A 15,286-nucleotide genomic window follows, 5' to 3' on the forward strand; every position below is an offset into this window, starting at 1 on the left:
CTGACTTGTTGTGTTACGGGCTTAAGCCGCCAGTGCTTCCTTCGCCTTTCTCGCGCCGATTTCGCCGAGCGCGCGCTTGTATTCGGTCGGGAACACCTTCACGAACTGACGACGCGACGCATCCCAGTTTTCGAGCAGCGCCTTGGCACGCGGCGAGCCGGTGAACTGGAAGTGGCGCTCGACGAGACCCTTGAGCAACGCTTCGTCGGTCTGGCCCGCGTGCCACAGTGCCTTGTCCACCGTGCGTTCCTGTTCGGCTTGTTGCAGCACCGGATCGAGCGCGACCATCGACTTGTTGCACTTCGCGGCGAACGTGCCGTCGGCGTCGTACACGAACGCGATGCCGCCCGACATACCCGCCGCGAAGTTGCGGCCCGTTTCGCCTAGCACGACCACCGTGCCGCCCGTCATGTATTCGCAGCCGTGGTCGCCCGTGCCTTCGACAACCGCCGTCGCGCCCGAGTTACGCACGCAGAACCGCTCGCCCGCGACGCCGCGGAAGTACGATTCGCCTTCGATCGCGCCGTACATCACCGTGTTGCCGCAGATGATGTTTTCCTCGGACTTGCCGCGGAAGTCGTTGGTCGGGCGAATGATGATGCGCCCGCCCGACAAGCCCTTGCCGACGTAGTCGTTGCCATCGCCGACGAGATCGAGCGTCACGCCCTTCGCGAGGAACGCGCCGAAGCTCTGGCCCGCCGTGCCCTTCAACTGAATGTGGATGGTGTCGTCCGGCAAGCCGTCGTGGCCGTACTTCTTCGCGATCAGACCGGACAGCATGGCGCCGACCGTGCGATTCACGTTGCGCACCGGCTGAATGAACGAGACGTGCTCGCCCTTCTCGATCGCCGCCTTCGACTTCTCGATCAGCACGTGATCCAGCGCCTTGTCAAGACCGTGGTCCTGCACGTCCACATGCTTGCGCGCCACTTCTTCGCTGACCGGCACCTGATAGAAGATGCGCGAGAAGTCCAGTCCCTTCGCCTTCCAGTGCTCGACGCCCTTCTTCGTGTCGAGCAGATCGACGCGGCCGATCAGGTCGTCGAACTTGCGCAGGCCGAGCTGCGCCATGATCTCGCGCACTTCTTCCGCAACGAAGAAGAAGAAGTTGACGACGTGTTCCGGCTGGCCCGTGAACTTCGCCCGCAGCACCGGATCTTGCGTCGCGACGCCGACCGGGCACGTGTTCAGGTGGCACTTGCGCATCATGATGCAGCCTTCGACGACGAGCGGCGCCGTCGCGAAGCCGAACTCGTCCGCGCCGAGCAGCGCGCCGATCACGACGTCACGGCCGGTCTTCATCTGGCCGTCGGCCTGCACGCGGATACGGCCGCGCAGGCGGTTGAGCACGAGCGTCTGCTGCGTTTCGGCGAGGCCGAGTTCCCACGGCGTGCCGGCATGCTTGAGCGACGACAGCGGGGACGCGCCGGTGCCGCCGTCATGACCGGCGATCACGACATGATCCGCCTTCGCCTTCGCGACGCCCGCCGCCACGGTGCCGACGCCCACTTCGGACACCAGCTTGACCGAAATGCTCGACGACGAATTCACGTTCTTCAGATCGTGAATGAGCTGCGCCAGGTCTTCGATCGAATAGATGTCATGGTGCGGCGGCGGCGAGATGAGGCCCACGCCCGGCACCGAATAACGCAGCTTGCCGATGTAGTCCGACACCTTGTGGCCGGGCAGCTGGCCGCCTTCGCCGGGCTTCGCTCCCTGCGCCATCTTGATCTGGATCTGATCCGCCGACGACAGATATTCCGCCGTCACGCCGAAGCGGCCGGACGCGACCTGCTTGATCTTCGAGCGCAGCGAATCGCCGTCCTTCAGCGGAATGTCGGTGACGACTTCCTTGCCGATGATCGATTGCAGCGAATCGCCAGTCTTGATCGGAATGCCGCGCAGTTCGTTGCGATAGCGCGTTTCGTCCTCGCCGCCTTCGCCCGTGTTCGACTTGCCGCCGATGCGGTTCATCGCGACCGCCAGTGTGGCGTGCGCTTCCGTGCTGATCGAGCCGAGCGACATCGCGCCCGTCGCGAAACGCTTGACGATTTCCTTCGCCGGTTCCACTTCGTCGAGCGGAATGGCCTTCGCCGGGTCGAGCCTGAACTCGAACAGGCCGCGGAACGTCATGTGACGCCGGGTCTGGTCGTTGATGAGGTGCGCGTATTCCTTGTACGTCTGGTACGAATTGCTGCGCGCCGAATGTTGCAGCTTGGCGATGGCATCCGGCGTCCACATATGCTCTTCGCCACGCACGCGGTACGCGTACTCGCCGCCCGCATCCAGCATGGTCGCGAGCACGGGGTTGTCGCCGAACGCATCGCGATGCAGGCGAATGGCTTCCTCGGCCACTTCGAAGATGCCGATGCCGCCGACCTTCGACGCCGTGCCCTTGAAATACTTCTCCACGAGATCCGACGACAGGCCGACCGCTTCGAAAATCTGCGCGCCGGTATAGGACATGTACGTCGAAATGCCCATCTTCGACATGACCTTGTGCAGGCCCTTGCCGACTGCCTTCGTGAAGTTGTAGATGGCCTTGTCCGCCGACAGATCGCCCTTCAGCCCTTCGGCCATGTTGGCGAGCGTTTCCAGCGCGAGATACGGATGCACGGCTTCCGCGCCGTAGCCCGCGAGCAGCGCAAAGTGATGCGTCTCGCGCGCCGAACCCGTTTCCACGACGAGGCCCGTGCTTGTGCGCAAACCGTGCTGCACGAGGTGCGTGTGAATGGCCGAGGTGGCGAGCAGCGCCGGAATCGCGACGTTGTCGCGGTCCATCTTGCGGTCCGACACGATCAGGATGTTGTAGCCGGACTTCACGGCATCGACGGCTTCGGCGCACAGCGACGCGATGCGCGCTTCCACGCCTTCCTTGCCCCACGCGACCGGATAGCAGATGCTCAACTCGTACGAGCGGAATTTGCCGCCGGTGTACGTGTCGATGGCGCGGATCTTCGCGATGTCCTTGAAGTCGAGCACGGGCTGCGACACTTCCAGGCGCATCGTCGGGTTGATGTTGATGGTGTCGAGCAGGTTCGGCTTCGGCCCGATGAACGAGACGAGCGACATCACCATGTTTTCGCGGATCGGGTCGATCGGCGGGTTCGTCACTTGCGCGAACAGCTGCTTGAAATAGTGATAGAGCGTCTTGTTCTTGCTGGACATGACCGCGAGCGGCGAGTCGTTGCCCATGGAGCCGACGGCTTCCTCGCCCGATTGGGCCATCGGCGCCATCAGGAACTTGAGGTCTTCCTGCGTATAGCCGAACGCCTGCTGGCGGTCGAGCAGCGCGGCGGCCTCGCGGCGCTGCGCTTCGACGTCTTCCGCCTTCGGCTCGATTTCGTCCAGCTTGATGCGCACGGCGTCGATCCAGCTCTTGTACGGCTTCGCGTTCGCGAGGTTGTCCTTGAGTTCCTTGTCCTCGATGATGCGGCCCTGCTCCATGTCGATCAGGAACATCTTGCCCGGCTGAAGACGCCACTTCTTGACGATCTTCGATTCGGGAATGGGCAGCACGCCGGATTCCGACGCGAGAATCACGAGGTCGTCGTCCGTCACGATGTAGCGCGCCGGGCGCAGGCCGTTACGGTCGAGCGTCGCGCCGATCTGGCGGCCGTCCGTGAACGCGATCGCGGCGGGACCGTCCCACGGCTCCATCATCGCGGCGTGGTATTCGTAGAACGCGCGGCGGTTGTCGTCCATCAGCGTGTGCTGTTCCCATGCTTCGGGAATCATCATCATCATCGCGTGGACGAGCGGGTAGCCCGCCATCACCAGCAGTTCGAGACAGTTGTCGAACGAAGCGGTGTCCGACTGGCCCGGATAGATTAGCGGCCAGAGCTTCGGAAGATCGTCGCCGAGCACGTACGAGGCGATGGCGCCGGTGCGCGCGTTCAGCCAGTTGACGTTGCCCTTCACGGTGTTGATCTCGCCGTTGTGCGCGATCATGCGGTACGGGTGCGCCAGTTCCCATGCGGGGAACGTGTTCGTCGAGAAACGCTGGTGCACGAGCGCGAGCGCGGACACGACGCGCTCGTCTTGCAGGTCGCGGTAATACACGCCGACCTGACCGGCCAGCAGCAGCCCCTTGTAGACGACCGTGCGCGACGACATCGACGGCACGAAGTATTCCTTGCCGTGCTTGAGCTTGAGCGCCTGAATGCGATGGCTCGCCGTCTTGCGGATGATGTAGAGCTTGCGCTCCAGCGCATCCGTCACGACGATATCCTTGCCGCGCCCGATGAAGATCTGGCGGATCAGCGGCTCGCTCGCCTTCACGGCGGGCGAAATGGGCATGGTCGCGTCGACCGGCACGTCGCGCCAGCCGAGCACGACTTGCCCCTCGGCCTTCACGGTGCGCTCCAGTTCCTGCTCGCACGCGAGACGCGACGCGTGTTCCTTCGGCAGGAAGATCATGCCGACGCCGTATTCGCCAGCGGGCGGCAGCGTCACGCCCTGCTTGGCCATTTCCTCGCGATAGAAACCGTCCGGCACCTGAATGAGGATGCCCGCGCCGTCGCCCATCAGCGGATCCGCGCCGACCGCGCCACGGTGATCCAGATTCTCAAGAATCTTGAGACCTTGCTGAATGATCTCGTGGCTCTTCTTGCCCTTGATATGGGCGACGAAGCCGACGCCGCACGCGTCGTGTTCGTTCGCGGGGTCGTACATGCCCTGCGCGGCGGGAAGCGAACCGGCTGCCGGCTGCTGATGATCGTTCATGGGACACCGTCTCTACTGTGGGGGCCGACTCGGCCGTTGAACCGTTTTGTTATCTCTCGCCCCGGCGCTTTCGGCTGCGCCGCAAGACGCGGAGCCGGTCGCGCAGCGCTCGCGCTGCATCGCAATAAACGCCGGAAATCGAAATATACGCGACGAATCAAAAAGATGGCAAATTAAATTCGATGGTCTGTCACCTATTATCGAAATGGTGCATAGCGGCCTCTTTTATTTGGTGCCATATCATAAAGCGGCAAAAATAAACGGCGTCCCGCAAATCGGGCCGCCGTTTATTACGGCGCGGCGCTCTCACTGCGTCTGGGGCGTTTCCCGGATTTTGCGCGGCCGCCCGCGCGGCAGCGGCGACACGCGGCGGTTCGCGGCGCGCGCCGCCCACTCGCGATACGAATCGCTGCCGAGCACCCAGCCCTTGAGCGTCGCCTGAAGCAGACGGGTCGTCTCGCGCTCGTCGAGCGGTTGCTCGCTCAGTTCCTTGTACGCGTGCTGGCGCTCGAACGGCGTGTTGCCGAGCAGCCAGAACAGCGAGTGGTCCGTGATCAGCGAATCCACTGTCAGCCCGATGTGATGCCGGTAGCTCGACCACTTGTAGTCCTGCGGCGACGCGACGAGCTGCGCGCGCACCGGCGCCATCTCGACGACGCGCGTGGCCAGGAGAAAGTACCGCTCTCCCTCGATGACCGTCGCGCGATACCGGCCTTCCCACAATGTGCCGCGCCGCGTGTAACGCCGGTTGAAGTGCGCGACGTAACGCCGGCCGACCGCCTGCATCGCCTTGGGCAAGCTGGCCTCGTCGCGGGGCGTGACGAGCAGATGGACGGCTTGCGGCATCAGCGCATAAGCGTGGATGGCGAGATGGTGATCGCGTGAGGCCGTCCTCAGGCATTCGATGAAAAGCTCGTAGTCCTGGTCGTCGACGAAGGCGGGCTGCTGGTCGAGACCGCGCAGGATGACATGCTGCGGCTGTTCGGGGACGTAGAGTCGTGCAAGCCGTGCCATTCTGGATATTCCATGGGTCGCGTTTGTGTTACCCCAAGCGGGGGCTGACTGGAGACGCTGCTGCAGCGGGAACACAAGACGCATGCAAGGGCCGTGCAACGGGACTCCGAAGCGGTCTCTCGCCCTAGGGAAAATGCTCTACCGTGCCGCTATGGTGACTTTGAAATGATGTGTTCATAATGGGCGTGCTTTCAGGAGGAGCACAAATTGAAATTAAAACAAGTCATGGCGGGGATCGCAGCGCTCGCATGTGTGTCCACCGCGGCACACGCGCAATCGGCTGGGTCCATCTACGCAACTGCAGGCTGGTTTCACTTTGCACCGCAAGACAGCAGCGGTCCGCTCAAAGAAACAAGTGTAGGCGGATCTCCCGTTAATATCAGCGTACCCGGCACGGGCGCCGGCATCGGAAGCGCTGATACCGCCGGCTTCACGCTGGGCTATTTCATCACCGACCACATTGCCAGCGAGTTCGAGATAGGCATTCCGCCCTCGTTCGATCTCAACGGAACCGGAACGCTTTCGCAGTACGGCAAGATCGGCAGCGCCAAGCAGTGGAGTCCCACGCTGCTGTTCAAATACTTCTTCAACGCTCCTGACGCGAAATTCCGCCCCTTTGCCGGCATCGGCGTGACGCGCACCTGGTTCACCGATGCGCAGATCAGCAACGGCGCATTCGAGAGCACCGTGCTGCATGGTCCGACCACCGTCGATACGGATAGTTCGTGGGCGCCGGTCTTCAACCTGGGTGCTCAGTACAATTTCACACAACACTGGTTCGCGGCGTTCTCCGTGTCCTTCATTCCGTTGAAGGCGACCGCCAAGTTGAGCACGCAAGCGCAAACGCCGGTCGGCACGCTTAACGTGCAGTCGCAGGCGAAGATCACCATCAATCCGATCGTGACGTATCTGCGCGTCGGCTATCGATTCTGATCGCGTGAGCAACATTCGCTATGCAGTCCGAACGCCGTCGTGCAGTCAGCATGACGGCGTTTTCTTTTACACGCGCCTTGTAAATGTGACTTGCGCGGCGGCGCATGTCATGCAGTAATTACGCGTCAACGGCCTGTGCATTGCGCGCTGGCACCGGCATCCAACTTGCTCAATGGCACTTTCCGCCGCGAAAGCGGAGTGTCATCCATCCACGATTCATCCATCGACGGAGCGATCATGAACGCACTGCCTAACACGCGAGACGCCATCGGAGATTCATGGAACAGCACGAGCCGCCGCGCACGCCGCATGGCGCGCCACGGCCGCGAGGCTGCCGAAGATATCGGCACCGAACTGCGCGCGCTGCTTTCCGAACTCGAAGAGCTCTTGGGCGAAGGCGCATCCGCCGATGCCGCGATGCTGCGCGCGCGCATCAGTGACCAAGTGGACGCGGCCCGCGCCCGTCTGAACGACTCGCAAGCGGCAGTGCGCGAGCGCGCCGCCGCGGTCATGGACGACGCCGACGCCTACTTGCGCGACAGGCCGTGGCGAACCATCGCGCTGGTCGGCGGTCTCGCGTTGCTCGCGGGCGTGCTGCTGGCGCGCGCCCGCTGACGCTTCTCGGCCCGACTCTACGCCCGGCTAGCTGCCAAGGAAGTCCGCGCCGATGATGTCGATGCGGTCCGTGCAGATCGCATCGACGCCCCATCGCGCGAGCAGGCGTGCCCGCTCGGGATCGTTCACGGTGTAGGCGAGCACGCGCAGGCCCGCGTCCCGGATGTCGCGCACGAGCGTTTCGTCGAGCGAACGATGGTCCGCATGCAGCGAGACACACGCGAGCGCCGCGGTCTGCTCGCGCCAGTCCGCCGGCACGCGCTCGTACAACATGCCGCGCGGCAGATCGGGCGCGGCGTTGCGCGCGGCTTCCAGCGCCTCGAACGAAAACGATGACAGCAGCGGCGCGGGCTCGGCGCCATTCCAAAGACGCGCCGCCTCGCGCGCGACGACTTCGCCCGTTTCGACTTCGCGCCCCGGACACGGCTTGATCTCCACGTTCGCCGCGAGATTCAGCGACGCGCACAGCTCGCGCACTTCCGCGAGCGTCGGCATGTGCGCGCCGGCAAATTCCTCGCTGAACCACGACCCGACGTCGAGCGCGCGCAAGTGCGCATAAATCATCGACTTCGCCGCGCCGTGGCCGTTGGACGTGCGGTCCACGTCGTCGTCATGCAGCAGGAACACGACGTTGTCCGCCGACAGCTTCGCATCGAACTCGATCATCTTTAGGCCGAGACGCGCGCCCGTCCGGATGCCTTCGAGCGTGTTCTCCGGCGCGAGCTTGCCGCCGCCGCGATGCGCGACGATAGCGGGATACGGCCAGGTTCTCATCGCGATTCTCCTCAATTGGCGCGCAATCCGGTAGCCGGATCGAAAAAGTGCAGTTGCCGCGCCGGCACCGAAACCAGCGGCTTCTCGCCCCGCTGCGGCCGATGCGCGTGCGGCAAGCGCGCCGCCACGTCATGCTTGCCCCACTTGCCATGCGCGAGATTGTCCGCGCCGAGCAATTCGGCCGAATCGACGTCGAGCGTGGCGCTAGCCGTTTCGATATAGCCGGGGGTCATGTGTTCCGGGCGAATGCCCATGATCCACTCGCGCCCGCACATATCGCGCGTCAATCCCTGCGCGCCCACAACCGGGAGCTTCGGTCCGCCGTGCGCCACTTCGAACACCGAACCATCTTCCGACAAGCGGCCTTCGAGCAGATTCATCGCGGGCGAACCGATAAAGCTCTGACGAACACCGACGCGGGACGCTCGTACACGTCCGTCGGCGCACCGATCTGCTCCGCGCGGCCCTTGTTCATCACGATCACGCGCTGCGCGAGCGTCATGGCTTCGATCTGATCGTGCGTCACATACAGGCTCGTGGTGGCGAGACGCGCATGCAGGCGCTGTATTTCGAGGCGCATTTGCACGCGCAGCTTGGCGTCGAGATTCGAGAGCGGCTCGTCGAAGAGAAAGACGGCCGGCTCGCGGACGATCGCGCGCCCCATTGCCACGCGCTGACGTTGCCCGCCCGACAGCTCGCGCGGCTTGCGCGCGAGCAGGTGTTCGAGTTCGAGAATACGCGCGGCATTCGCGACGCGACTCTCGATGGTCGCGCGGTCCGCGCCGCCGATCTTCAGCGCATACGCCATATTCTGCGCGACGCTCATGTGCGGATAAAGTGCGTAATTCTGAAAGACCATCGCGATATCGCGATCCTTCGGCTCCAGCTTGTTCACCACGCGCCCGCCGATCTCGATCGTGCCTTCCGACACGCTTTCGAGGCCCGCGACCATGCGCAGAAGCGTCGACTTGCCGCAGCCCGAAGGCCCGACCATCACGACGAACTCGCCGTCGTTCACCGCCACGTCGATGCCATGCAGTACGTACTGCTTGCCGTCGTAAGTCTTCTTGACGCCCTGGAGTGTCAGTGCAGCCATTGAACCCGGTTCTCCTTATTATTTTTCCGCATCGACGAGGCCGCGCACGAACCACCGCTGCATCGTCAACACGACCGCGAGCGGCGGCAGCATCGCGAGCAGCGTCGCGCTCATCACGAGATGCCACTCGGTCGCCGTATCGCCCGAGGCGATCATGCTCTTGATGCCGACCACCGCCGTTTGCAGCGACTGCTCGTTGGTGATGAGAATGGGCCAGAGATACTGATTCCAGCCATAGATGAACGTGATGACGAATAGCGCCGCGATGTTCGTCTTCGAAAGCGGCAGCACCACGTCCCAGAAAAAGCGCAGCGGCCCCGCGCCGTCGATGCGCGCCGCTTCCATCAGTTCGTCGGGCAGCGTCATGAAGAACTGGCGGAACAGGAACGTGGCCGTCGCCGAGGCGATGAGCGGCAGCGTGAGCCCGGCATACGTGTTCGCGAGATGCATCGACGAAACGACCTGCACCGTCGGAAAGATGCGCACTTCGACTGGCAGCATCAACGTGACGAAGATTAGCCAGAACGCGAGGTTCTTCAATGGAAAGCGGAAGAACACGATGGCGTACGCCGAAATGATGGACACCGCGATCTTGCCGATGGAGATGACGAGCGCCATCACGAGACTGTTGACGAGCATGCGCCCGAAAGGCGCGGCGGCGTTGCCGCTGCCGTGCGTCCAGATATGCGCGACGTTCTCGAACAGATGCGTGCTCGGGATGAGCGAAAGCGGCACGGTGAAGACTTCCTTCGCGCTCATCGAGGCCGCGCAGAACGCGACATAGACCGGAAACACGACCAGCGCGACGCCGAGTATCAGCACCGCATGACAGAAGATATCGAAGCCGCGGCGATTCTCGATCATGAATATTGCACCCTGCGTTCGACGAAGCGGAACTGCACGATGGTGAGCGCCACGACGATCACCATCAGCACGACGGACTGCGCGCCGGAACTGCCGATGTCGAGGCCCTGAAACCCTTCCGCGAAGATCTTGTAGATGAGCGTCTTGGTCGATTGCGCGGGTCCGCCGCCCGTCGCGGCGTCGATGACGGGAAAGGTATCGAAGAACGCGTAGACCAGATTGACGACGAGCAGGAAGAACGTCGTCGGCGAAAGGAGCGGCAGCGCAATGCCGAAGAAACGTCGCACGGGACCGGCGCCGTCGATGGCGGCGGCTTCGATCAGCGATTGCGGGATCGCCTGAAGCCCGGCGTAGAAGAACAGGAAGTTGTAGCTGACCTGCTTCCAGACGGACGCGAGCACGACGAGAAACATCGCCTGCGTGCCATTGAGCGCGTGATTCCAGACGATGCCCTCTTTGGCGAGCGCATACGTCACGAGCCCGATGCTCGGGTTGAACAAAAACGACCACAGCACCGCAGCGATGGCGGGCGCGACCGCATACGGCCAGATGAGCAGCGTTTGATACGCCTTCGCGCCACGCGTCACGCGATCCGCGCAGGCGGCGAGCACGAGCGATATCACGAGGCCCGACACGGTCACGAGCGCGCAGAAAATCATCGTCGTACTGAACGACGAAAGATAGAGCGGGTCCGCAAAAAGCTGCCTGAAGTTCGCGAAGCCCACAAATTCGCTCGATGTGCCGAATGCGTCCTGGCTTTGCGTGGCCTGCCAGAGCGCCTCGCCCGCCGGCCACAGAAAAAAGAGCGCGGTGATGGCGAGCTGCGGCGCGACCAGCAGATACGGCAAGACGCTCGCGTCGAAACGAGACCGTTTTTCCATTGACATGTCCTTCAAGCGCGCCCGCGCGAGTCGCGGGCGCTTAAGCGTCGAGCGTCTTGTTCAGCCGCCGCTTTTCTCGAAGCGGCGCAGAAGTTCGTCGCCGCGCTGAACGGAAGAATCGAGCGCCTGCTGCGGCGTCTTCTTGCCGGCCCAGACTTGCTCCAGTTCCTCATCGACGACCGTGCGGATCTGCGGCATGTTGCCGAGGCGCAAGCCCTTCGTGTAGGCAAGCGGCGGCTTGTTCAACATCTGCTTGATGGCGATGTCCGCGCCGGGATTCTTGTCGTAGAAGCCCTGCTTCTGCGTGAGTTCGTAGGCGGCCGTCGTCACCGGCAGATAACCCGTGTCCTGATGCCACTTCGCCGCCACCTTCGGCGACGACAGATACGCGAGGAACTTCGCGACGCCCTTGTACACCGCCGGGTCCTTGCCCGAGAGCACCCACAGACTCGCGCCGCCGATGATCGCGTTCTGCGGCGCGCCCTTCACGCTCGCGTCGTACGGCATCATGCCGACGCCGTACTCGAACTTCGCGTATTTCTGGATGGTCGCCCGCGATCCCGACGAATTCGTGATGATCCCGCAGTCGCCGCTATAGAACTTCGAGACGGGCTCGTCCTTGCGGCCGACATACGTGAACGTGCCGTCCTTCGCCATGTTCTGCAGGAACTGGATATGCGCGACCTGCAGCGGCTTGTTGAATTCGAGCGTGGCGTCGAGGCCATCGAAGCCGTTGTTCTTGGATGCGAACGGCGCGGCGTGCCACGCGCTGTAGTTCTCGAGATGAATCCAGCTCTGCCAGCCCGACGAATACCCGCACGAGTAGCCCGCGGCCTTGAGCTTTTTCGCATCGGCTTCGACATCGGCCCAGGTCTTTGGCGGCTGGTTCGGATCGAGGCCCGCCTTCTTGAACGCGTCCTTGTTGTAGTACAGGACTGGCGTGGAACTGTTGAACGGCATCGAGATCAGATGCCCGGTCTTCGCGTCGCTGTAATAGCCGGAGATGGTCGGCACGAACGCTTTCTCGTCGAGCGGAACGCCCGCCTGCTTGAAGACGTCGTAGACCGGCAGCACGGCCTTCTTCGCCTGCATCATCGTCGCGGTGCCGACTTCATAGACTTGCAGGATCGCGGGCGCGTTGCCGCTGCGATACGCCGCGATGCCCGCCGCGAGCGTCTGGTCATACGTGCCCTTGAACACCGGCACGATCTTGTAATCGCTCTGCGATGCATTGAAGTCGTTCGCGATGTCGTTCACGCGCTCGCCGAGGGCGGCTTCCATCGCGTGCCAGAACTGGATTTCCGTCGCGGCCTGAGCCGCCGTGCTAGCGCCGAAAGCCAGAATGGCCGCGGCCGAGAGGGAACGGAACGAGGGCATGCATCGCATCGAGTGAGTCTCCGGTTGTCGAACGTCTGCGCGTGAATCGCGCGATGTTAGTTGTTGTCGATGACAAACAGGCGTTGATATTCTTTTAGTGCGTACCGATCCGTCATGCCCGCGATGTAATGCGCGATGAGCCGCGCCTGCGTGCTGTTGTGGCTGGGCGCGGCGGGATCGTTCGCCGACTCCTCCGCTGCCGCAATGCGCGCCTGATACGCCGGCGGCAGAAGGCGCGGATCGTCGGTGAAGGCGTCGAAGAGACCGGTCACGACGCGCCTTGCCTTATTGGCCATGCGCATGACGCGGTAATGCCGGTACAGGTTCTTGAACAGGAAACGCTTCAGCGTGGCGGCTTGCGCGGCGACTTCGTCGCTATGGGCGACGAGCGGCGGCGCATTGCGCACGTCGTCGAGCGAGGCCGGCGCGGCGCGCGCGAGATTGCGGCTCGTGGCTTCGATCAGATCGACGATCAGCGTGTTGATGATCCGCCGAATGGTCTCGTGAATCAGCCTGCGCCCTTCGATGGCGGGAAACTCCGCGCGAGCCGCTTCGAAATGCGTGTGCCACAAGCTCACTTCCGCGAGCTGGTCGAGCGTGATGAGGCCGGAGCGCAGGCCGTCGTCCACGTCGTGATTGTTGTACGCGATTTCATCGGCGACATTCGCGATCTGTGCTTCGAGCGAAGGCTGTTTGCCCGTGAGAAACCGCTCACCGAGATCGCCGAGTTGCCGCGCATTTTCGCGCGAGCAATGCTTGAGAATGCCTTCGCGCGTTTCGAAGCACAGGTTCAGGCCATTGAACGCGCCGTAGTGCTCTTCGAGTTGATCGACGACCGCGAGGCTCTGCAAGTTGTGTTCGAAGCCGCCGTGATCGCGCATGCATTCGTTGAGCGCGTCCTGGCCGGCGTGACCGAACGGCGTATGGCCGAGATCGTGCGCGAGCGAAATCGCTTCGACCAGATCTTCGTTGAGGCGAAGATTGCGCGCGACCGACCGCGCGATCTGCGCGACTTCGAGACTATGCGTAAGACGCGTGCGAAAGAGGTCGCCTTCGTGATTGACGAAGACCTGCGTCTTGTATTCGAGCCGTCGAAAGGCGGTCGAATGCACGATACGGTCGCGGTCGCGCTGAAACTCCGTGCGTGCGGCGGGCGGCGGCTCCGCATGCCGGCGCCCGCGCGACAACGCCGACCGCGCCGCGTACGGCGCGAGATGCGCTTCGAGCGCAAGCGACGAAGGCACTCCAAATCCAGCTTCTGTTTCGCTCACCGGCGGCTCCGCTTCGTCGTGCATCGTCGTGGTCCCGGCTGATGCCCGATTGATCAGACGCTGGCAGCGAGCGTCTCGCGCACGGCCTGATCGGGCGCGCCGGTGATTTCCGTCGCGCCGAAGCGGGTCAGCAGAATGAATTTGATCTCGCCGGCTTCGGCTTTCTTGTCGACCTTCATCAGGTCGATGTAACGGTCGTCGCCGAGCTTCGGCGCGCGGACGGGCAGCTTTGCCGCTTCGATCACACGCACGAGCCGCTTGCGCGCGGCATCGTCGAGCCTGCCGAGGCGCACGGAAAGATCCGCCGCCATCACCATGCCGCAGCCGACGGCCTCGCCGTGTAGCCATTCGCCGTAGCCGAGGCCGGCTTCGATCGCGTGGCCGAACGTGTGGCCGAAATTGAGGATGGCGCGCTGTCCGCCCTCGCGCTCGTCCGACGCTACCACCGAAGCCTTGATCTCGCACGAACGCTTGACCGCGTGCGCAAGCGCGCTTTCGCCGCGGTCATTCAACGCGCCGATGTTCGCTTCGATCCAGTCGAAGAATTCGGCATCGGCGATTGCGCCCGTCTTGACGACTTCCGCAATGCCCGCCGCCAGTTCGCGCTCAGGCAGCGTATGCAGCGCGCCGATATCCGCGATGACCGCTTGCGGCTGGTAGAACGCGCCGATCATGTTCTTGCCGAGCGGATGGTTGATGCCGGTCTTGCCGCCCACCGACGAATCCACTTGCGCCAGCAGCGTGGTCGGCACCTGAATGAACGGCACGCCGCGCATGTAGCATGCCGCCGCGAAGCCGGTCATGTCGCCGACGACGCCGCCGCCCAACGCGATGAGCGTGGTCTTGCGGTCGGCGCGGTTCGACAGCAGCGCGTCGAAGATAGTGTTGAGCGTTTCCCAGTTCTTGTGCGCTTCGCCGTCAGGCAGCACGACGGTCGTCACCTTCTTGCCGAGCGGTTCGAGCGCGGCGCGCAAGGTGTCGCCGTAGAGCGGATCGACCGTGGAATTGCTGACGATCGCGACCGACGAACCCTTGATATGCGGCGTGAAAAGCTCGGTGCGGCCAATCAGACCCGCGCCGATATGAATGGGATAGGCGCGCTCGCCCAGTTCGACATTGACGGTGATCGTTGGGGTAATCATGGCGGACATTATGACTTAGCCGACTTGATGACGCCGGCCACCTCCAGTTGCATCAGGACCATGTTGACGAGCGCGTTGACGGTCGGGCGGCCGGTTTCCACGACGAAGTGCGCGCACTCGTGATAGAGCGGGTCGCGCGTGCGGAACAACGTTTCGAGCTTGCCGCGCGGGTCGTCTGTCTGCAAAAGCGGCCGGTTCTTGTCGCGGCGCGTGCGCTGCCAGAGATCGTGCGGATTGGCGCGCAAATAGATGACGATGCCGCGATTCTTCAGATGTTCCCGGTTCTCCGGGCGCAGCACCGCGCCGCCGCCCGTTGCGAGCACGATGCCGCTCTTCTGCGACAGTTCGTCGATGACATTGACTTCGCGCTGACGAAACCCGCTCTCGCCTTCCAGTTCCCAGATCACCGGGATACGCGCGCCCGTGCGCGCCTCGATCTCCAGGTCCGAGTCGATGAAATCGCGCTGCAAACGGCGCGCAACCGCGCGGCCCACGGTGGTTTTACCCGCCCCCATGAGTCCGACGAAAAAAATGTTCGCGTTCGCGTGCCCTTCCTGCAACGTCAATCCTTTACGGTATCGAATTTGTTCGTGC

General features: G+C 63.2%; 11 protein-coding genes and 1 pseudogene. 2 read left to right on the forward strand and 10 right to left on the reverse strand.

The genetic code is table 11. The features are described from left to right. Positions 1-21: 21 nt before the first annotated feature. Together JYK05_RS11820 and JYK05_RS11825 are read right to left on the reverse strand one after the other, a co-directional pair. On the reverse strand, positions 22-4,725 hold the full coding sequence (locus JYK05_RS11820) for a glutamate synthase-related protein (protein WP_175946497.1): 4,704 nt from the start codon (positions 4,723-4,725) through the stop codon (positions 22-24). 306 nt (positions 4,726-5,031) lie between these two features. After that, positions 5,032-5,739 carry a transposase gene (locus JYK05_RS11825; protein WP_175946496.1) on the reverse strand — a complete coding sequence of 236 codons (708 nt, stop codon included), beginning with the start codon at positions 5,737-5,739 and terminating at the stop codon, positions 5,032-5,034. A gap of 207 nt (positions 5,740-5,946) precedes the next feature. Here JYK05_RS11825 and JYK05_RS11830 point away from each other — a divergent pair, with 207 nt between their 5' ends. After that, positions 5,947-6,672 carry an OmpW family protein gene (locus tag JYK05_RS11830; protein ID WP_371826383.1) on the forward strand — a complete coding sequence of 242 codons (726 nt, stop codon included), beginning with the start codon at positions 5,947-5,949 and terminating at the stop codon, positions 6,670-6,672. 237 nt (positions 6,673-6,909) lie between these two features. Beyond that, on the forward strand, positions 6,910-7,287 hold the full coding sequence (locus tag JYK05_RS11835) for a DUF883 family protein (protein ID WP_175946495.1): 378 nt from the start codon (positions 6,910-6,912) through the stop codon (positions 7,285-7,287). 27 nt (positions 7,288-7,314) lie between these two features. Here JYK05_RS11835 and ugpQ read toward each other — a convergent pair whose 3' ends face one another. From ugpQ to JYK05_RS11875, 8 genes and pseudogenes are all read right to left on the reverse strand, one after another. Further along, positions 7,315-8,061: a glycerophosphodiester phosphodiesterase gene (gene ugpQ / locus JYK05_RS11840; protein WP_206467131.1), complete on the reverse strand. Its 747-nt coding sequence runs from the start codon at positions 8,059-8,061 to the stop codon at positions 7,315-7,317. Positions 8,062-8,072: 11 nt separating this feature from the next. Next, positions 8,073-9,157, reverse strand: a pseudogene (locus JYK05_RS11845) (sn-glycerol-3-phosphate import ATP-binding protein UgpC). 18 nt (positions 9,158-9,175) lie between these two features. Next, entirely contained in the window at positions 9,176-10,021 is an 846-nt protein-coding gene (gene ugpE, locus JYK05_RS11850; protein WP_206467132.1) for a sn-glycerol-3-phosphate ABC transporter permease UgpE, read from the reverse strand. After that, entirely contained in the window at positions 10,018-10,902 is an 885-nt protein-coding gene (gene ugpA / locus JYK05_RS11855; RefSeq protein WP_175946489.1) for a sn-glycerol-3-phosphate ABC transporter permease UgpA, read from the reverse strand. The genes ugpE and ugpA overlap by 4 nt, the downstream gene beginning before the upstream one ends. Positions 10,903-10,962: 60 nt before the next feature. Further along, positions 10,963-12,288, reverse strand: coding sequence for a sn-glycerol-3-phosphate ABC transporter substrate-binding protein UgpB (gene ugpB / locus JYK05_RS11860; RefSeq protein WP_206467133.1), 1,326 nt, complete (start codon positions 12,286-12,288; stop codon positions 10,963-10,965). A 47-nt stretch (positions 12,289-12,335) separates the two neighbouring features. Next, positions 12,336-13,574 (reverse strand): deoxyguanosinetriphosphate triphosphohydrolase, encoded by a 1,239-nt coding sequence (locus JYK05_RS11865; protein ID WP_206467134.1) that lies wholly within the window; start codon positions 13,572-13,574, stop codon positions 12,336-12,338. Between the two features lie 29 nt (positions 13,575-13,603). Then, complete coding sequence (gene aroB / locus JYK05_RS11870) at positions 13,604-14,701, reverse strand: 3-dehydroquinate synthase (protein WP_206467135.1); 1,098 nt, start codon at positions 14,699-14,701, stop codon at positions 13,604-13,606. After that, entirely contained in the window at positions 14,701-15,252 is a 552-nt protein-coding gene (locus tag JYK05_RS11875) for a shikimate kinase (protein WP_175946485.1), read from the reverse strand. Before JYK05_RS11875 ends, aroB begins: the two co-directional genes overlap by 1 nt. Positions 15,253-15,286: the final 34 nt, after the last annotated feature.

Source organism: Caballeronia sp. M1242, assembly GCF_017220215.1.
Lineage (GTDB): Bacteria > Pseudomonadota > Gammaproteobacteria > Burkholderiales > Burkholderiaceae > Caballeronia.